The 19,952-nt window shown below is 40.6% G+C and carries 17 protein-coding genes; 3 read left to right on the forward strand and 14 right to left on the reverse strand.

Annotated elements, in window-relative coordinates:
• Positions 1-41: 41 nt before the first annotated feature.
• The 8 genes from AC570I_RS01290 to AC570I_RS01325 form a co-directional block, all read right to left on the reverse strand.
• Positions 42-650: an alpha-ketoglutarate-dependent dioxygenase AlkB family protein gene (locus AC570I_RS01290; protein ID WP_497403693.1), complete on the reverse strand. Its 609-nt coding sequence runs from the start codon at positions 648-650 to the stop codon at positions 42-44.
• A gap of 49 nt (positions 651-699) precedes the next feature.
• Positions 700-1,881, reverse strand: coding sequence for a hypothetical protein (locus tag AC570I_RS01295; RefSeq protein WP_497403695.1), 1,182 nt, complete (start codon positions 1,879-1,881; stop codon positions 700-702).
• Between the two features lie 75 nt (positions 1,882-1,956).
• Positions 1,957-2,508: a DUF4256 domain-containing protein gene (locus tag AC570I_RS01300; RefSeq protein WP_497403698.1), complete on the reverse strand. Its 552-nt coding sequence runs from the start codon at positions 2,506-2,508 to the stop codon at positions 1,957-1,959.
• A 99-nt stretch (positions 2,509-2,607) separates the two neighbouring features.
• Complete coding sequence (locus AC570I_RS01305) at positions 2,608-4,194, reverse strand: ABC-F family ATP-binding cassette domain-containing protein (protein ID WP_497403700.1); 1,587 nt, start codon at positions 4,192-4,194, stop codon at positions 2,608-2,610.
• Between the two features lie 117 nt (positions 4,195-4,311).
• Positions 4,312-5,472: an FAD-dependent oxidoreductase gene (locus tag AC570I_RS01310; RefSeq protein ID WP_497403702.1), complete on the reverse strand. Its 1,161-nt coding sequence runs from the start codon at positions 5,470-5,472 to the stop codon at positions 4,312-4,314.
• A gap of 28 nt (positions 5,473-5,500) precedes the next feature.
• Positions 5,501-6,256: a helix-turn-helix domain-containing protein gene (locus AC570I_RS01315; protein WP_497403704.1), complete on the reverse strand. Its 756-nt coding sequence runs from the start codon at positions 6,254-6,256 to the stop codon at positions 5,501-5,503.
• Between the two features lie 79 nt (positions 6,257-6,335).
• Positions 6,336-6,860 carry a GNAT family N-acetyltransferase gene (locus AC570I_RS01320; protein WP_497403706.1) on the reverse strand — a complete coding sequence of 175 codons (525 nt, stop codon included), beginning with the start codon at positions 6,858-6,860 and terminating at the stop codon, positions 6,336-6,338.
• A gap of 204 nt (positions 6,861-7,064) precedes the next feature.
• Positions 7,065-7,436 carry a hypothetical protein gene (locus tag AC570I_RS01325; protein ID WP_316797905.1) on the reverse strand — a complete coding sequence of 124 codons (372 nt, stop codon included), beginning with the start codon at positions 7,434-7,436 and terminating at the stop codon, positions 7,065-7,067.
• Positions 7,437-7,748: 312 nt separating this feature from the next.
• Between AC570I_RS01325 and AC570I_RS01330 the strand changes: the two genes are divergently transcribed.
• Together AC570I_RS01330 and AC570I_RS01335 are read left to right on the forward strand one after the other, a co-directional pair.
• Complete coding sequence (locus AC570I_RS01330; protein ID WP_497403710.1) at positions 7,749-8,390, forward strand: DUF6266 family protein; 642 nt, start codon at positions 7,749-7,751, stop codon at positions 8,388-8,390.
• Between the two features lie 182 nt (positions 8,391-8,572).
• Entirely contained in the window at positions 8,573-8,917 is a 345-nt protein-coding gene (locus AC570I_RS01335) for a single-stranded DNA-binding protein (protein ID WP_497403712.1), read from the forward strand.
• A 148-nt stretch (positions 8,918-9,065) separates the two neighbouring features.
• On the opposite strand, the gene AC570I_RS01340 is transcribed toward AC570I_RS01335, so the two are convergent.
• The 5 genes from AC570I_RS01340 to AC570I_RS01360 form a co-directional block, all read right to left on the reverse strand.
• The gene (locus AC570I_RS01340) at positions 9,066-11,120 is read right to left on the reverse strand and encodes a TonB-dependent receptor (RefSeq protein WP_497403714.1); all 2,055 of its coding nucleotides are present in this window, start codon (positions 11,118-11,120) and stop codon (positions 9,066-9,068) included.
• Positions 11,121-11,193: 73 nt separating this feature from the next.
• Positions 11,194-12,513, reverse strand: a complete 1,320-nt coding sequence (locus AC570I_RS01345) for a PQQ-dependent sugar dehydrogenase (protein ID WP_497403716.1) — start codon at positions 12,511-12,513, stop codon at positions 11,194-11,196.
• 119 nt (positions 12,514-12,632) lie between these two features.
• Positions 12,633-13,202, reverse strand: a complete 570-nt coding sequence (locus AC570I_RS01350) for a hypothetical protein (RefSeq protein ID WP_497403718.1) — start codon at positions 13,200-13,202, stop codon at positions 12,633-12,635.
• Between the two features lie 109 nt (positions 13,203-13,311).
• Complete coding sequence (locus AC570I_RS01355; protein WP_497403720.1) at positions 13,312-14,649, reverse strand: ankyrin repeat domain-containing protein; 1,338 nt, start codon at positions 14,647-14,649, stop codon at positions 13,312-13,314.
• An 8-nt stretch (positions 14,650-14,657) separates the two neighbouring features.
• The gene (locus AC570I_RS01360) at positions 14,658-15,860 is read right to left on the reverse strand and encodes an ankyrin repeat domain-containing protein (protein ID WP_497403722.1); all 1,203 of its coding nucleotides are present in this window, start codon (positions 15,858-15,860) and stop codon (positions 14,658-14,660) included.
• 312 nt (positions 15,861-16,172) lie between these two features.
• Here AC570I_RS01360 and AC570I_RS01365 point away from each other — a divergent pair, with 312 nt between their 5' ends.
• Complete coding sequence (locus AC570I_RS01365; protein ID WP_497403724.1) at positions 16,173-18,392, forward strand: NADP-dependent isocitrate dehydrogenase; 2,220 nt, start codon at positions 16,173-16,175, stop codon at positions 18,390-18,392.
• A 137-nt stretch (positions 18,393-18,529) separates the two neighbouring features.
• Here AC570I_RS01365 and AC570I_RS01370 read toward each other — a convergent pair whose 3' ends face one another.
• Entirely contained in the window at positions 18,530-19,948 is a 1,419-nt protein-coding gene (locus AC570I_RS01370; RefSeq protein WP_497403726.1) for a DUF4374 domain-containing protein, read from the reverse strand.
• Positions 19,949-19,952 lie beyond the last annotated feature (4 nt).

A 19,952-nucleotide genomic window follows, 5' to 3' on the forward strand; every position in this document is an offset into this window, starting at 1 on the left:
TGGCCTGTGTGTAAACAGGCCATTTTTGTTTAAAGGAGTTTTTAAACCACCATTGTTCTGAAAGTAAGATTTATACGTGGGCGCAGTACCTTTTTTGTAGGTGGTAGTCGGTGAAGCCAATTCTCTTGCGTTTCATCTTTCATCACCAGTAAGCTGCCATGGTCCAGAAAAACGGATATCATTTCCTTACTTTGCTTATGCTTTAACAGAAACTTACGCGCAGCACCAAAGCTTAAAGAAGCAATTGCTGCATGTTCAGCCAATGCACGCTCATCATCGCTGTGGTAAGCCATGCCTTCATCCCCATTATGATATAAGTTTAGCAGGCAGGAATTGTATGTGGTAGCTGTTTTCTCCTCGGCTATACTTTTAAGTTTCAGTAATTCCTTCGTCCATGGTAAGGCCGTTTTTGATGCCTTTGAATACGTATATGAGAATGCTTTATCACCGTACCACGCTACTTTTCTTTTGGTAATAATGTGTTTACCCATAATAAAGGCTTCATCATTTTTCCATTCGATGGTGTTCATCAACAAGTCAAAATATTCATCTGCAACAGAGGTTGGAAACAGCTTGCCGAAGTAGTTTACCGTTCCCCCGTAAGGCAGCAGATTAGGTGAAACGCTTATACCCTGATTGAAAAGATCCATATCTGATGTTTCAAAAATGATGTGTTATATAGCTGAATTTCAAGCTTATTTATTTGGAAAGCTCGAACCATGGTATGTCAAATTTCCCTTTCATAAAGTAAATATTAACGGTATCACTCTCATTTACCTCAAAATAAAAATCCTTAGAAACATCAACATCTTCTGCTGTCTTTCTCTCACCCCAAGGCTCCAGTTCAAGGTAGTAACTGGTTGTTTTTCCGGAACTGATTCTCTTGCTTAAGATTTTCGAATGGAACATTTTTGGAGTTGATTGGTCGTAATAACAATTCAGAAAAATGATCGATCCAAACCCATAAGCCAGGCTGAATAATGTAAACACAACGATGGTGCCGATAGCTTTCTTTCCTCCCGATTGAAGCTCTGCATTTTTGAGACAAACAATAGCAGTCATAACCAGAGCAATCACAAACATCGGAATCCAGATTTTTGAGTGATCAAAAATATTGTAGTCAAGCAAGGCCCTTAGAAACACTGCAACACATGGCAATAAAAAAGCAATGAAAATGCTGGGGTAGGGAGAATCTTTTCGTTTGTCAATCCTGATTAAACCCTTATAATACTTAATTACCGGTATGCAAATTAATGGGACTGCAATAGCACACCATAGCGCAATTTCATAAGGATTAGGGAAAAATAATGTCCATGCACCGGTTAGCCCCCCTATAACATTCAATATCTTAGCTATTGAACTTGCCTGGTTAAATTTTACGGTTCTCTCCTCAAGGGAAAAACCAAAATCATTGTTTGCGAATATTGCTTCCTTTTCCTCTTCAGCTTTCAGCTGATCTAAATCCGGATACCGCTCGGCAAGCCACCTTTCAATTTCCACAGCGCCGGAAATATATTTTGTTACTTTTACTTTCTTCAGGTGTTGTACATTAGGCTCGATAAAGATATACTTATCATCTGTTCGATAACCTTTAATTTCAGTAAAAAGTAATTCCCGGTTGCCCAGCATGCTCAAATTGTACAACCTATCGAAGTCGATTACAAACTTACCCTTGATGGCATCGCGGAGCGTTACAACCCCCAGAAACATCATACCCAGCGACAGGGGGACAGAAAACCATAAAATTGACGGACTGAGGTTATCATTAAGGGCAGGGATAAATGGCATAACGAGCAACATGCCAAATAACGCAATTAATAAAGGAGAGAAAATGATGGCAAATACCTTCCATCCACGACCAAGTTTGTACTCTTTCAACATGTTGATTTTTTAACGATTTAGATGTGCACTAAATTCATTAAAATAATCGGATAACCATAAATTGAATAAAAATATTTAAACGATTAGTTTTCCCCGAAACCCCCGGGCAGCATAGTAAGATTCTGCGCCATTATGGTAAACAAAAATGGTATTATAGCGCCGGTCGCAAAATATTGCTCCCCCAAGTTTTCTGATCTCCACGGGTGTTGCTACCCAGCTGGAAGTTTTCATATCGAAATTGCCCAGCTGCTGCAAAGTTCGGTATTCAGACTCATCTAATACTGCTATCCCCATCTCATTAGCCATATTTACTACGCTATTTGCCGGTCTGTGCTCTTTTCTAGATTCCAGCGCTTCATGGTCATAACAAATACTCCGCCGGCCTTTCGGACTTTCCGCTGCGCAGTCTACGAAAATAAAAGCACCAGTATTTTCATCCTTCCCAATTACATCCGGTTCTCCACCGGTAATTTCCATTTCATTCAGCGACCATAGTTTTCCTTCATCTGCTTCGAGCCTCGATTGAACCTCGTTCCAATCGAAGCCTGCATGGCGACTGCTGTTTTTTTCAAATCTGCTTTTTAAAATGCTTAATAGTTCTGCGTTTTGTTCTACTGTTAATTTCATCTGCTATCGAAATAGAAATTTGAGAAAGATTAGCTTTTGGTTAAACTAAGTTAACATTTTTTGATTAGAGAAGAACTTTTGATTTCGGCTCATTTATCCTTACAGCTTAATAAATCGTTCAACACCAATCGCATTTAAAAAAGAGATATCATGCGAAACAGCAATGAGTGTACCCCGATATCCGTTTATGGCAGTTGTTAAAATTTCGATATTCGCAATATCCAGATTATTAGTTGGTTCATCTAGAATAATGATGTCAGGTGCCTGATTGGTAATGTTTAAAACGCATAATGCCAGGCGCATTTTTTCGCCACCACTCAGGGCGCTGCACGGTTTATCCCAATCATCCCTGGCAAACAGAAAGCGGCTCAGCCTGATTTTAATTTCATGTTCGGGCATAGCAGAAACGTTAAATTTCTGTGCCTGCTCATACACATTTAACTTACCTTCAATTAATGAATAATCCTGATCGATATAAATAACTTTGTTATCAGCCAGGCTTACCGTTCCCGTTGCAGGGGTAATCAGGTTCATGATCATGCGAATGAGCGTTGTTTTCCCAGATCCGTTAATGCCCTTTAGCGCTATACGCTCTCCACTGTGAATTTTTAAATTTAAGTTTTCGTTCCAGAGAAAATGATCAGCATAGCGATAATTGATCTGTTCAGCATTAAAGAGCACCTTCCCGCTATGTAGCAGAGAGTGGTTAAATCCGAACTTTATTTTATCCAGATCAGGTAACGATCCGCGTAATGTTTGCAGGTCGGTAGCTATCCCATCTATTTTCCCGGTATGAACATCCCTTATTTTTGAACTGCTTTTCTCCGCGTTATTTTGCAAAGTGTTCATCATAATCCTGGCAACACCGGCTTTTTGCTGTTTGCGCTTTCCCCGGTTATCAAGCTTTTGTTGCCGTTCTAAGGTTTCCCGCTCTTTTTCCCGGGCTTTTCGGAGAGCCTTTTCTTTGTTCAGCACATCCTGATGTAGTGCATTAATGTCATTTTGCTTTTGCTCCAAATAAAAACTATAATTTCCGCCGTAGCTACTAATGCCATTTTTGCTTAACTCGCAAACCATATCCACCAGATTTAACAGGCTACGATCGTGACTAACCACTAATAGTGTAGCCGTTGAATTGGCGATAAAATCATATAGCAACTGTCTGCCACCAGTATCCAGGTGATTACTTGGCTCGTCCAGCAAAATGAAGTCGGGGTTGTGAAGGGTGATTCCGGCAAGGAAAACCCTGGTTTTCTGACCGCCACTTAATGTTTCCAGCTTTTGCATCAAATCAACATCTTGTAGCTCCCAGGTACCAAGTGCGCGTTTACAGCGATCTTCAATAGTCCAGTCGTCGTTCAGGATGCTATAGAGTTCTTCGGCTACATTCCCCGTCGAAATTTTGTTCAGCGCATCAAGCTTACGATCAACCTTCAGTGCCTCTGCCACCGTTAGATGATTGTATTGTCCGAAAATTTGAGGTACGTAATAGGGCGTGGAGTGGATATCCACCCGCCCTTCAGAAACTTCCAGACTGCCTGCTATGATTTTGAGCAGCGTAGATTTACCTGAACCATTATTGCCGATAAGGGCTGTTTTATCGTGTTGATTAACTGCTAAGCTAATGTTTTTAAATAGCAGGTTTTTGTCCTGATGTAAATAGGAGATATTTTGTATACTAAGCATGAATTCTTTCGTTAAAGATTAGAAAATAGCAAGCGTCTTTGTGAGCTTGATCTTTAAGGCTGGAAAGAAGAAAATCCTACATGCTTAGCAATAATTGTTTAGGTGCAAATATATGGATTATTTTAAGTCTTTCACCTGATCAAAGAAACCAATCATTTGTGTCAGGGCAGAGGGTGAGAACATTCTTTCGGCATTATCAAGTGTCTCCCTGGTTGCCGCAGCACCACGTTTAATCATGTCTTTTTCAAAGTTTGAAATGGCTGTTTTAAGATCCGGATACCTATTGCCTGTTAAAGATTCCGCCAGCTCAAAAGCATCCTGTAAGGCCACATTTGCCCCTTCACCGGCATATGGCGGCATCCAGTGAGCAGCATCACCAATAATAATGAGATTCTCTTTTGTTTCCCAGTTTTGATCCAGCGGAAAATAATATTGCGGACGGGGAATGAAATAAACTTCCTCGTTAGTAAAAAACTCGTGCCAGCCTTCGCTCCAGTTGGCAAATTCAGTTTTGAACCAGTTTAATACCGCCTGGGGATCTTTAAAATCAATATTGCTATTGTTGAGCCAGTTTTCCGGAGTTTTAAAGTTAACCACAAACATAATTGACCCATCGCCTTTTGTTCCGTAGCCAACAAACTTCTCTTCATCGAAGGCCATTACTTTACCGCCATTAGCCAGCGAGAAAAGTTTGGGTGAGTATTTTTCTGCCTGGTGGATATTGCCTTCGATAAGTGTAATGCCTGAATACACAGGTCTGATATCAGTTAAATAGGGGCGGACTTTTGAATTTGCGCCATCAGCGGCGATAACCATATCTGCGTAAGCATTCCTCCCGTTCTTAAAAAAAATACGCCAGCCTGTATTTTCTTTTTCCATGGAAACAAACTGACTGTCCCAGATCACTGTATCGGGAGCCAGCGCATTCAGTAGCATTTCCCTCAATGGTGCCCGGTCGATTTCCGGACGGGTTTCAGCAGTTACAGTTGTAAAATTGTGGTCATTAAATTTTACATCCAAAGATTTATCAACCAACAACATTTTACTCGCTGTGGGCCGGTGATATTTGTAAAATTCATTCAGCAGGCCCGCCCTCTTAATGGCTTCGAGTCCTGTTCCTTCATGAAGATCGAGCGTTGCTCCCTGCACCCTAACCCCTTTATGAAGGTCTCTTTCATATACCTTTACAGCTACTCCTTTGAGCTGTAAAAGTCGCGCCAGGGTTAGTCCGGCAGGACCACCACCAATAATTGCGATTTGTTTATCTTGTATTAACATTGTTTTGCATGATTATGATGATGCAAAATTATTTGTCTTTGATGGCCGATAATAGTATAAATCGGTCGTTCTTGTTTTTAGAAAGTTCTTTAGGTACCACACCTGAAAATTTTTTAACGTCTTTAATAAAGTGGTTCTGGTCGAAATAGCTTCCTTCAGGTGATAACTTTCCATTTGCGATATGGTTGAGCGAAGCCCGGAAACGAAGAATGGTACAGTAGGCTTTAAGTGAAATTCCATACTGCTGATTGAAATAGCGGTTAATTTGCCTGGAATTCCAGAATACTTTTTCCGAGAGTTCTTTAATGGTAATATTACCATTTGTTTGATACACCAAATTAAACAGCTTACGCTTGCGCTCATCGATTTCTGCCGGTAGCAACGATTTGATTTTATTACTGGCCTTGTCAACAAAGGCCTCGAAATCCAAAAAATCACTTTCTGCAAATCCCCAGAAATCATCGGGCAGGAATCTGCCACTATTAAGTATATCCGCAATCGGTTGGTGTATCACGTATTCCACCGCCAGGAGTTTAAAACTGATACAAAACATGATGCACCCGGCTGGTATTTTAGCATTTTCATGTTCGGTCAAGCCACCTAACTCTATGATATGAAAAGGCTGAGTTCTTGATTTGTTGAGAATGATATCCACAAGGCCGTCAGGGAGTCCGGTTGTCTCGATATCTCGATCAGAATGGTTTTTCAGAGACCAGAATTGCTCCACAAAATCAGCAAGCGATTCATCGGGTTTGATTATTTTATATTCCAGGTCTTGGTTCATTTGATACTCACTTATCCCAGTTTAATATGTTATTAGTTAACGACATTATCTTGATCTACTACCTGGTTCTTAAATCATTTCAAATTTGTCTTTTTATTTCATACCAGTTATGTTCAACTCCATTTAGACCGAACGATTCAATGAATTTTAGCCCTGCCTTTTTCAGGATTCTATCTGATCCTTCGTTTTTACAATCGGCAATGGCATAAATTTCATTAATGTTGAGTTTATTAAAGGCACAATCTATGGTTGCAATTGCTGTTTCAGTCGCAAATCCTTGACCCCAGTATTTTCTGATTAACCGATAGCCAAGATCATAATAATTGACGTGGCGATTGGTTTGCTCGGTGATAAACTTTAAACCCGACCACCCCAAAAAATTACCAGTATTTTTTTCGATAATTGCCCAGCGCCCTATTCCGTTATCGAGATATTGCTGCCTTATGAACTTAATATTTGCAAGCGCTTGCTCTCTTGTGCTGATAGGCTGATTCCCCAAATAGCGGTGTACTTCACAATCGGAATCAAGTTCGAACATGCCCTCGATGTCTGTAGGGAGTATTTCCCTTAAAATGAGCCGTTCGGTCTCCGTAAATATTTTCATAGCGTGGAAATAATTTGTGATTCAAATAATCGATATGCATTCTCCAGGCTATTTTTGTCAATATTTTTCATAACGGATCAAGCGGCCTATTAATCCAAACAAAGATAAATCAAATCGCCTGCTTTGCAATAAATGAAATTCCACGATTGATGTTCACACTGTAGGTATGCAATTTGATCTTTTCCCGTTCTTTTATCTTGCCAATCATTTATCCTGTTTCCATTTATATTCTTCCCTTTTGATTAGCAGGAGCTCATCATTTGCCAGATCAAGATAGCCAAATTCATAACAAAAAAAATAAGTTTTGCCATTTTGAGTATGCAGATAGTGGGTATGGTAATCGAAATCAAAGCCTGCTTTCATTAACTTGCTTTTGGCAATTTTAGATTTTCCATTAGGTACCATACTGATCAGAATGGCCCGGTTGCGGCGAAGGATCTGGTTAATCCTTTTCACCATCAGGTCATGTTCCGCATGAAGGCGGTTATTGTAGTTGTTGCGACAAGCATCATCGCAAAATTTTTTGTCGGATCGGCCCCTAACGAGGCCTCCGCAATCTAAACAGGAGCGTTCCATAATAATTCGGTTTTTTATTATGGGATGATGACCTAATTTAAAGAGAATGATTGAAAATCAAAAAAAAAAATATAAAAAATGATTCATCAACTCAATCCGAAAATGTTAGAAGATAAAAAAGATTGTGTGAAGTGATATCTACCTACACAGGATCTCTTCGGATCCTCTTCAGATCCCAGACACTATTGTGACAGTCATGAGTGTTAAAATTCTGATCATCAGTAGTATGTGTCTTGTTTTGTTTTTAAATCTTTATTATATTTGAATATCAATCATCCCTGTTTATTTTTTAACATTTAAACAAGATTGACTATGGGAATTATGGTAGACGGCCCTAACGGAGGAGTTAGCGGCAAATTTGGTAGCGTTGTAGGATACAAACGTTACGGTAAATGGGTAGTACGGGGCTTATCTAAAGCACCTAAGAAAAATCGCAAGCCTTCATCAAAGCAAAAAACCTGCCGTGATCGCTTCGCTACGGTTCAGCACTTCCTGAAGATGCTTACATCATTTGTCAGGATTACTTACCGACTCGAAGGAATCAAAAACCAAATGTCGGCGCACAATGTAGCAAAATCAAATATTTTGCGCAATGCTTTGAACAGTGAAGGACAAATCATGTACGAGAAGGTTGAAATTTCTTACGGCAGCTTGCCGGGGATAGTAGATGGCGTTGTGAGGCATGATGACAAAGGAATTCATATTCATTGGACAGATAACAGCCGCACCGGAAGTGCCTCTTCAAAAGATCAGCTGTTGTTCCTGGTTTATGATTTTGAGAACGACGATGCCCAACCGTGTTTGAGTGCAGCCAGGAGGGATGTTGGCTATCAGCAACTTATTTTGGATAAAAATTACACTGCAGGCAGAAATTATCATCTCTGGGTTTCTTTTATTAGTGATGATAGAATGAACATTGCCACTTCAACATATATGGGCATGATCAATACTTAAATAACTTTTTGCAGACCCCACCTTAATTGACTGTAAACCGATATTATTTGTTTGTAAACGTTTATAAACGACTATAAATACTTAATACCCGAGTAAGTTTTCCATATACCTGCAACTTTGTTTTGTCGGTAGTCACGGTGGCTACTGTTCGTTAAACATTTAGAAACTTAATTTGAATTATTATGGAAAGTGGAATTAACAAAGTAACACTGAGTGGATTTGCAGGTGCAGACATTGAAGTTAAACAGTTATCGGAAAATCAGAAACTAGCCAGAGTAAACCTGGCCGTACATGATTACTATAGAAATGGCTCAGGAGAGGATGTAAGTAAAACAAATTGGATTACACTGACCTTTTGGAATTCAAAAGCTGACGAAGCAGAAGCACAAATTAAAAAAGGTTCTTTTTTAACTGTAGAAGGCAGGATCCAGACTGGGAGTTACGAAGCCAAAGATGGTACCCGCCGTTTTACTACGGAAATTATCGTAAACGAACTTTCTGTGAGGGCAGCAGAACTGAGTAAGTAATGGACGTTTTAAATTGCCCCCATATAGTACAGCATGGGGGCATTTAAAACTACATGTACAATGTTCTTGAAAAGTTTTAATCTTTGTTCATGTCAATAGCGTTGAGAGGCGTGTTAAAATGTCTCATGTCCAATCGGGCATGAGCATTTTACAGTTTTACAGCAATACCACCGTAAAAGTTAGTTTCCGCAGCCTGGTTAAAATAGCGTCCATTAGCCGCATTTAAATCGTTGCCAAGGCTATACTTCTCATTCAGTAGATTGTTTACCCCAAAGAAAACGTCAAAAGGAATCTTAAAAACATTTAGTTTCCTGATTCCCGCTTTGGCTTCTACTAAATCATATTTTTTTGCAACTACCGTATTGGCATCATTCAAAGGAAGGGCCGATGTTTGATTGTGCTGTATAAACAAATAAACGTATTCTTTGAGATCAAACTCCAGACTATTGATCAGGATATGATCCGGCACTCCCGTGAGTTTATTGCCGCTGTAAGACGTGCTACCGCTAACAAAATCATTAAATTTAAAGTTGCTAAAGGTATAGCTGCTTCTCCATTGTAACCCGGTTAAAAATCCTTGTGTTTTTTTAATTAACCAAAGTGTGGTTTCCAGTTCTATTCCCTGTTGTCTTGTTCCACCTGCATTAATGAAGTACTCCGCATCATTTTGATTCAAACGCCTTACAATGGCATCATCAAGGTTAAACCTAAACACGTTGGCATTAACATAAAACCGGTTATCGGATGAAGAATATCGAAGTCCAGCCTCATAATTCCAGCCCAGTTCAGCTTGTAGATTGTTATTAATGTTGTTATCTGAGGAACGTACTTCAGCTACAGTAGGAGGGGAGTAGCCTTTACTTACAGAAGCTCTGACCGTTAATTGGGGCATTAACAAATACGAAGCAGCGATCTTTGGCATCCATTCAGCATCGAAACTGCGTTGTTGTTCGCCTATAGGTGTTGGAAAAAAACTTTCATATTTATAGCTGAAAAAGTTTACACTTGAGGCCAGCTCAATTAAAAGCTTTTGACTGACATCAAAATTAAACCTCAGGTAAGCGAAGTTTTGCTTTGCTTTTAAATGATCAGCTCCCTGCATGGTAGTTGCTATGCCGCCAGCATTGTTAAAATTTTGAATGTCGCTGCCGGTAGACGAACTTTCAAATCCGATTTGTGAACTTGATTGTACTGCCCCGTAATTTTGCTTGTATTCTAGGAAAGTTCTCAACCCAAGCGTACTTTCGTATCTTTTTTCGTAATTGGTAATAAATGGATTTTTAAAGTCGGTGTAGCTTCCGAATACCGCAATCACATGTTTTAAATGCTCATTAAACAGAAATGTATTAGATAACCCTGCAAAGGTCGTTTTATTATAAATACCTGCCTGTTGCATAACTGCACCAGGAATGGTGAGTGTAGCCGGCCGGGCCATTCTGGGGTTTTGCTCCAGCTGAACAGCTGTTAAACCTCCCGGAGTTTTATAAGTGAGGTCGCTGTATAAGGCGAATAATTTCAATGTCCCTTTGCTACTATAATTCCAGTTGTGATTTGTTTGCAGGTACGCTCTTTTCATGGCACTGTTTTCCCGGTAGCCATCACTTTGTTGGTAACCTTGTGTTAAGCTGAAACTATAATTTTTGAATTTGTGCTGTACATTAAAGGTTTGATGCAATAACCCGTATGAACCACCAGTGATAGATGCACCAACTTCATCATGATCCAGGTTTACCGGACTGATGAGGACTGCGCCACCTGTATTGGCACCGTAGATGCTCGATTCGGGCCCTTTGTAAATCTCAAGAGAGGCGACGGATGCAAAATCCAGCGCATTTAAATAGGTGTTTCCCCCCGCATCAGTTAACGGGAAATCATCCATATAGATCTTAATATTTCGGATGCCGAAAGGCGACCGCAGCAAACTTCCCCGAAGAGACAGTCGATAACTCCCCGGCGACCTTTCTTCCATTCTCACTCCGGGAACGGTATTGAATGTGCTGACAAGTGAACTGCTGTTCTGTAACCTGATCAAACTGCTGTCTATCAAATTCACTGCAGAGACTGATCTTAATAAGGGTTGGGTATTATAATAGCCTTTAACCACCACTTCATCCAGTTTCTTAGCTGATGAGTCGGTTTTGACTATTTGGGAAATTCCGGAATATGAAATGAATAACAGGAGAGAAGTAAAGAGTATTTTCAAGATGGTATTTTTAGCTATGATTTACAGGTTGCCGAAATTAGGTTTAATTTCAGCAACCTGTAGATAAGGTGACTTATTTTGCTGCTACTTTCCAGATCACGCCGCTTACATCATCAGCAACAAGCAATGCGCCCTCGGGTGTCAAGGTGATACCTACCGGACGACCGTAAACTTCTGCTTTATCCGTATCTGCAATAAATCCGGTCAGGAAATCTTCCAGTTTTCCGCTTGGTTTACCATCTTTGAAGGGTACGAATGCAACTTTATAGCCCGATATTGCCGATCTGTTCCAAGAACCATGTTGACCGATAAAAGCTCCTCCCTGGTATTTAGCCGGGAATTTTGTGGCTTTGTAAAATGCCAAACCTAAAGATGCGGTATGTGCGCCAACCGGAACGTCGGGTGCAATGGCTTTTTTAACTAATTCAGGGTTTTTGCCTTTAAGTCTTGGATCTTCATTCTGACCATAGTAAGAATATGGCCAGCCATAAAATGCGCCTTGTTTTACACTGGTGATGTAATCCGGCACCAAATCATCGCCTAATTCGTCTCTTTCATTTACTGCTGTCCATAGCATATTAGTTGTAGGTGCCCAATCTACCCCTACCGGATTACGAAGTCCGCTGGCGTAAATTTTCTCACCTGTTCCATCCGGATTGACCTCCAGAATATTAGCCCTTCTCTTTTCGTTCTCCATGCCATTTTCGCCAACATTACTTCCTGATCCTACAGTGATATAAATTTTGCTTTTATCTGCATTGGCAATCAGGTTTCTGGTCCAATGGTTGTTGTAACCCCCAGCTGGCAGGCTCAGGATTTTTTTACCGGTACTGGTAATTTTAGTATCCCCGGTTTTATAAGGATATACCCATAGTCCGTCGGTATTAGCCACATAAAACTTATCGCCAATAATGAGTAAGCCAAAAGGCTGGTTCAACCCGTTTAAAAACGTGCTTACCGTTTCTGCTTTGCCATCTTTATCAGCATCGCGATAAAGAAGAATGGTATTGGCACTTTTACCCGGAACTTCTGATTTTGATTTTCCGGTTACTGCATTTGCAATCGATTCGGTAGTACTGCGTTCAGAGTTCGATAAGGCCACCAGTACATCACCATTCGGAGCAATATATGTATTCCTTGGGCTTTTGATATTGGACGCAAATCTCGTGACAACAAAACCTTCAGGAGCGACAGGTGTTTTGCCATCCGGCCAGCCAATTACTTTGCTGAATTTATTTTTTGATGCGGTGGTATCCGGAGCGGGGAGTTCTAAGGTGGTGTTTTCTGTTGCAACGGTAGTGGAATCACCTTGCTTGTCCGTTTTGTTTGATGATTGACAGGCAAATAAGGTACAGCTTACTACACTTAAGCTAAAATAAAAGATTTTTCTCATGTTGTGATGTTTTTGATCATGGGTTGATTATTTGAATCATAACATCTGAATGGCTGAGAAGTTTGCTGCGAAAGAAACAAAAGAAACGAGCAATCCCGGATAGGTTGTTCGTTTATATGCTATTCCGGCGTCTTTACAAGGTGGTGTAAAATCTTTGCATCTACATCCTTTGCACTCAATAGCAGTGCCGAGAATTGAGGATCAGATTTAACCAGTAGATACTTCCCGTCGGGCAGTACAATTACTGATGAGCCACAGGTGGTGATTTCTCTAAACAACATCCTGCGTAATAAACCAGCATCGGTTTCAATTTCCAATCCCGACGACTTTACATCACTGAAGTTTTTGCCTGGTTCTTTATATTGATAAATGGATGCCATTGGTCGTTTAGCTCCCTTATCGATAATGTTTTTCTGAAAAGCCCAGCGTACGTTATTGATAAACTCCGGGTTTTGTCCGTTAAGATCATTCCAGCATGCATCATTGTTGAAATCATATTTAATGAAGACCGTGTCTTTGAGTTTAACCCTATCATTTTCCCTAAGGTAGCTGTGAAGTGAGTCTAATTGTGCCCCGCTTAGCGATCCGGCATCGTAGCGTTTTTCCTCATCTACATATAGTCTTGAAGAAGAGCAACTGTACAAAAGCACAGCAATGGTTAGAAAGGGGAGGGTTAAGCTTTTACTCATGGCGATAATTTAATGGGGTCGTTTCGGGGGCTTGCAATCAAAGCAGGCTGATGAAAATAACCTGCTTTGAATGTACCCTTTCCCGAAAATAAGTATTATCACCGACAGTTTAATGATTCAGGATTTTTGTTTTTTCAGAATTAAACTCATCCTGCGACAAGATGCCTGCATCTAACAATTCTTTTAAGTCGAGCAAAGCTTGTTTTTTGGAAGAAAGATCCCCGCCTACCGGCTGGGGTTTTTGGCTTTGCGCTGCGGTATTTTCCGATGGCTGGTTGGCCGGACTGAATTTTAACAACAATTCAGTTATCTCATTAAAGCCTTTGATATTGGAGTAATCGATAGCTTTTTGTTCTTTAACGTTAATCACACCCGGATCTGCAGACTTTTCAAGCAGGAACTTTACAGCATCTTTTTTTCCGTTTGCGGCAGCATAGTGTAGCGGGGTATTTCCGCTCTCATCCTGGATATTTACATTCGCACCTTTTTCAATTAACAATTTGAGCATGCTCAGATGACCACTTTTCGCTGCCACGTGCAACACACTTTCCCCGCCATAGCTGTAGTTGCTGTTCAGGGAAAATGCGGCATCTACTGAAATATTGTTGGAAGTCTCTACCCATTCGAGGTATGAATACATAGAATCGTCGTTACCTGAAAGGGGTTTTACATAATTTACGTCAACACCGGCTGAAATAAAAAGCTCAACAATTTCTTTCTGGTTATGAGAACAGGCGTACCAAACCGGAGATAGGCCTTCTTTCGAGGAATGCAATACATTCGCACCCTTTTCCATAAGGCTTTTAATCAACATTCGGTTGGCATCGTAGCAGGCTAGTAATAAGGCTGAAACACCATTGTGGTTCACATGATTAATGTCAGCGCCGTGCGAGATGAGCAGCTCAACCATTGGGATGAATTTCGATTTTACCGCAAAGAGGAGGGGTGAGTCGCCATTTTTATTGTTGCTATTAACGTTGGCTCCTGCAGCCAGCAGTTTGGTGACAATCTCCTTATTTCTCCAGGCTGAGGCAATCAGTAAAGGCGTTTCCGCCTCGTTATTTTCGGTATCGGGAGACAGCCCTTCCTCCAGAAGAACTGATAGCACTTCAATTTGACCACTTTGAGCGGTGAGGTGCAGCAGACTATTGCCTTTCAAGTCTTTAATAGCAGCCTTCGCACCTTTCTCCAGTAGATAAAGTGCAGTTTGCTTCTGTTTTTGCAGGCAAGCAAAATAAAGCGGCGTTTCTCCGGCATGATCTTCATCATCCAGATCAGCACCTCCATCAATCAATAACTTCACCAGATCCAGGTAACCTCGGTGGGCCGCATAGTGCAGCGCTGTACGCCCTTTCTCGTCGGTATAGCCTACCTCTACTTCTCCATTGGCCAATAATAATTCAGCAATTTTCCTTTTGCCACTTTCGCAGGCAATGATAAATGACATCGACATAATTAAGATTGTTTCATTAGCAGTTCAACAGATTTTATTTTTAAATTGTCATCAGAAGCCAGCATCAGTGCTGTTTGATCCTGATCATTGGTAATACCTGCATCTGCCCCATACTCCAGTAATCGTTTTACTTTCCTGTAAGTTTCTTTAGCTTTATCTGCTTCGTAATTCACATTGAATGCGGAAACTTTGTGCAATAGGGTATTCCCCTGATCATCCTGACGGTTGATATCGATCTGGCCGGTTTCCAGAACAGCTTCCAGTAACCATGCACTTTTTTCTGCAATCACATCAAGCGGGGTTTTATCAGCATTATACCACCTACTGACCTGATAAAGGTCGGCACCATCATTGAGTAGTTTTTTCAAAAAGCTGATGCCCGCTTCGCCGCCCTGCATCATTCGCACATATTCGAAAAGCAAAGATTCTCCGTTTTTATTCACCTGATTAAAATCTGGTGTTGCATGTGCCCGGAGCGTATCATATAGTTGGTCACTTTGCAAATGGGCAACCGCATAAAAGAATGCTGAATTCCCTTGTTTATCAGTATGATTAGGGTCAGCACCCGATTCAAGCAGGTGATCGATCAGCTCTTTTTTATTGGATTTAACGGCAGCGATCAAAGGTGTCTCGGCAACAATATTACCCTCGTTTATGTCAAGTCCCTGGCTAATGAGGAAGTTGACATACGATGCTCTGAGGGAGTTGAGCTCCGTTTCGTTGAGGTCGAACCGCCGCTCATTGCTTTTTACCACCTGATGGATAAAGTTTTCGTCGGCACTATTTTTAAAATTCGTGTCACAGCCTGCATCAACGAGGATTTGAATCCAGGCTAAAGGTGCAAGTTTTTCAAAAAAATAGCCAAGAAGGGTTTGCGTGGCCACCTCATCATTGATATTATCGAAACGGGAAATAAAATCGTTAAAAAACGCAGTTCCGTCTCCGTCAGACTTCAGATGTCTGATCACATTTTGAAAAACACTTCGGTCAAAGTTTTCCAGTTCATATATATCAGTTTCTATGGTTTTGTCTTGGAGCAGATGAAAAATAATATCGTATTGTGCTGCCCTGAATAATTGATCAATAATTTGTGATTTGTGGTGTTCCTGTAGGGTTTCAGGCAGTTTTGTACCTGATCTAAGCAAGTCAAATGCTTCGCTAAATTTACTTTCGTTTATCAGTTGCGCTATATTTTGTTCACTCATGGTTTTGTTGGTTTTATGATCGGACACGGAATGAAATTTCTATTTACCTAAACGGAAATACAGCGCTGATGTTTATAAAATTTAAAACTTATTCGTTTATGGCTTGTTAATTGCCAGGAATTATAAAACCTGTTACATCCTAAAAACGCAGACATCAAGGTGGATACAATCGATTAAAATGTGACATTTAAACTCCATAAATAACAGGTTAATGTTCCTTAATTCACACGATTCTTTTATCTTTAGGCGATTTTAAAAAAGGGTTGATTCAATCCTATTCATTAAACTATAATCAGTAAAAATCAATTAAACATGTCAAATACATCAAAAATTATCTACACCAAAACAGATGAGGCACCCATGTTGGCGACCTACTCCCTTTTACCTATTGTACAAGCCTTTACAGCTTCAGCTGGTATTGATGTAGAAACGAGAGATATTTCTTTAGCAGGAAGAATTTTGGCAAACTTTCCTGAGTATTTAAAAGATGATCAGAAAATAGGTGATGCTTTGGCAGAGCTTGGTGCACTAGCCACTACTCCAGAGGCAAACATTATCAAATTACCAAATATATCGGCATCTATTCCGCAGTTGGTTGGTGCAATCACAGAATTACAGGCTCAGGGATATGCACTCCCAAATTATCCTGATAATGCACAAACTGAAGAGGAAAAAGCCATTAAAGCTAAATATGCAAAAGTTTTAGGTTCTGCTGTAAACCCGGTTTTACGTGAGGGTAACTCTGACCGCAGGGCACCAAAGGCGGTTAAGAACTATGCAAAACAGAATCCACACTCAATGGGTAAATGGTCTGCAGATTCGAAAACCAAAGTAGCCAGCATGACTGAGGGTGATTTTTATGGTTCTGAGAAATCAACAACTATAGAATCGGCTACCCAGTTTAAAATTGAATTTGTCGGGGAAGATGGAACGGTAACTGAATTGAAAGGCCTTGCTCCACTTAAAGCGGGTGAAGTGATTGATTCTTCAGCATTAAGCCTGTCGGCATTGAAAACTTTTGTTGCCAAAGAAATTGAGGAAGCTAAAGCTGCCGGCGTATTGTTATCAGCACACTTAAAGGCTACCATGATGAAGGTTTCTGACCCCATCATTTTCGGCGCCATTGTTGAAGTTTACTTTGCAGATGTATTTGCAAAATACGCAGAGCTGTTTAAAACACTAAATATCGATACCAGAAATGGTTTAGGTGATGTATATTCCAAGATCGCCGGAAATGCTCAGCAGGCTGAAGTTGAGGCTGCATTAGCAGAAGCCATAGCAAACGGACCTGCGTTAGCCATGGTAAATTCTGATAAAGGAATTACCAACCTGCATGTTCCAAGTGATGTGATTGTGGATGCTTCTATGCCTGCCATGATCCGTACGTCAGGACAAATGTGGAATAAAGAAGGTAAGCCTGAGGATACGATTGCTTTAATTCCAGACCGTTCTTATGCTGGAGTATATACTGCAACCATTGAAGATTGCAAAGCGAATGGTGCTTTCGATGTGACAACAATCGGAACGGTTCCAAACGTTGGTTTAATGGCTCAGAAAGCTGAGGAGTATGGATCACATGATAAAACTTTTCAGGCTGCTGCTAACGGGGTAATCCGTGTAACTGATGCTGAAGGTAAAGTGTTCTTCGATCAGAAAGTAGCTACAGGAGATATTTTCCGGATGTGCCAGACTAAAGACGCTCCAATTCAGGATTGGGTTAAACTGGCCGTTAACAGGGCACGTTTATCTGAAACACCTGCTGTTTTCTGGTTAGACGAAAACAGGGCGCACGATAGAGAAATCATTGCTAAGGTAAATCACTATCTGAAAGACCACGATACCACAGGTTTAGATCTTCGTATCCTTGCACCTATTGATGCGACTAAATTCACTTTGGAGCGTATCCGTAAAGGTGAAGACACTATTTCTGTTACAGGTAACGTATTGCGTGATTATTTAACAGATTTGTTCCCGATTTTAGAGTTGGGTACTTCTGCAAAAATGCTTTCTATCGTTCCTTTAATGAATGGTGGCGGTTTATTTGAAACCGGTGCAGGTGGTTCGGCTCCAAAACATATTGAGCAATTTATTGAAGAAGGTTATTTGCGTTGGGATTCATTAGGTGAATTTCTTGCACTTCAGGCTTCATTAGAGCATTTATCGCAAACACAAAACAACACTAAAGCGCAGGTTTTGGCAGATGCTTTGGATGAGGCTAATGCGAAATTCTTAGCTACAGATAAATCTCCGGGCAGAAAATTGGGTACCATTGATAACCGCGGTTCTCATTTCTATCTGGCTTTATATTGGGCTGAAGCATTAGCTGCACAGACTAAAGATGCTGAATTGCAAGCGAGATTTGCTCCTTTAGCAAAAGTATTGACCGAAAACGAAGCTAAAATTACTGATGAGTTAATTGCCTCTCAAGGTAAAGCGCAACAAATTGGTGGTTATTACCATCCAATTGATGAGTTAGCTGGAAAAGCGATGCGTCCAAGTGAAACCTTAAATGCAGCATTAGCATCTTTATAAACTAAGCTGTAAAAATATAGTTCAAAGCCCAACCGAATTTACTCCGGTTGGGCTTTTTTTGTATTTGGCTGTCAAGCAACAAAAAAGGACAATCATTTTGATTGTCCTTTTTATTCATTCAAGATAAACAATAACGCTTAATAAGCACCCAAATAAAAACTACCGGATTGATTTTTTAATTTCGCTCCTTTGGTAACCACTTTGGTTTTATAGTTGATGACATAAAGGTTTCCGTCTGCGCCATTTGGGCTCAACGGAACATAGAAGTTATCGCCTGCAAGACCGATGTTCTGAAATTGACCAAATGTGCCGGTTAAAGCGGTTCCCCCGTTTTGAGCAGCAGTTAATCCCGAAAAACCTCCGTCTGTTTGATTCTCTGTAGTTAATCGTGTTGCCGTCCTGGTATTTAAATCAATCAGAGCCAGGTAGCCGCCCCTTACGTTTGTTTCGGTAAAAAGTACAATACCGATACCATCTTTAACATATCTCCATGCACTGATGGCCACGTTGTTACTTGTGCCAAGAGCCGTTTTCAAATCGAAGTTATAACTGTTATCATACTCACTTGTTGATGCATTAATTCGCAGAATCTGAGATCCTGAAGTTGCTGTTGCCTGATAAACATTTCCATCGGTACCCACATATTGGGTCATGGTACGATATGAATGATTATTTACTTTACTGATAGCGGGATCTACAAAAATTAACTTGGGGTTAGCTAAAGAAGGATAATCCACCACCAATGTTGCAGTACCGATTTCTCTTGTACCATTAGACCAGGTTTGTGCTGTTCCTGCAGTGTTCACACCAGATTTTTTTGTCACATCTGTTCTGCTCACATTGCAACCAATGAAGATCTTTGTTTTAGCTGCATTTAATACGGGAACATCAATACGGCCGATCTGGTAACCAGCTTTGGTTTGTTCAGCGCTGAAAGGAATGGTAAATTCCACCTGACGGGTGATTTGCGGATCATTCAGGTTCAATACCGCTATTTTCGCTGTACTTTTCACATCAACAAAATCTGCACCAGCACCTGTAGCCGGCGCGCCGGTAATTACTGAGGATGCAAAAACACCAATACCAACTCCCTCAGCAGCCACAACCCATCTTGGCGCAGTACCTAATATGGGTTCAGTATTTACTTCTTCACGGGTATCAACAAAATTTTTCTCGCCTTCAACTTTATATTTGTTAAATATACCACCGTCAGTACCAGTGTACTGAATGTTGTATAAGAAATTTCCGTTAACCGAACCCTGTACACGTGCTGTGCGCTGCGACCTTAAGCTATAGCCATTGGTAAAAACATTTACCTCGAAATTTGGATTAATAGCCTGAGCAGGGGTAATGGCATAGGCCATGGTACCACCATTTCCGGCAGTACCTTCTGCGTCGGGAAAAGCTGCGGTTAAAGTGATGTATTTTCTCGCCCAGGTGTCTGCGCCTGAAACTGAAGTTTCAGTATCATCGCTACCATCCTTTTTACAGCCAGCTATAGCACTTATCGCCAGTACAGATCCGAACAATGCGGTCTTAAATAAATTTGTTTTCATATCG

This window comes from Pedobacter sp. A2324 (genome assembly GCF_059693705.1).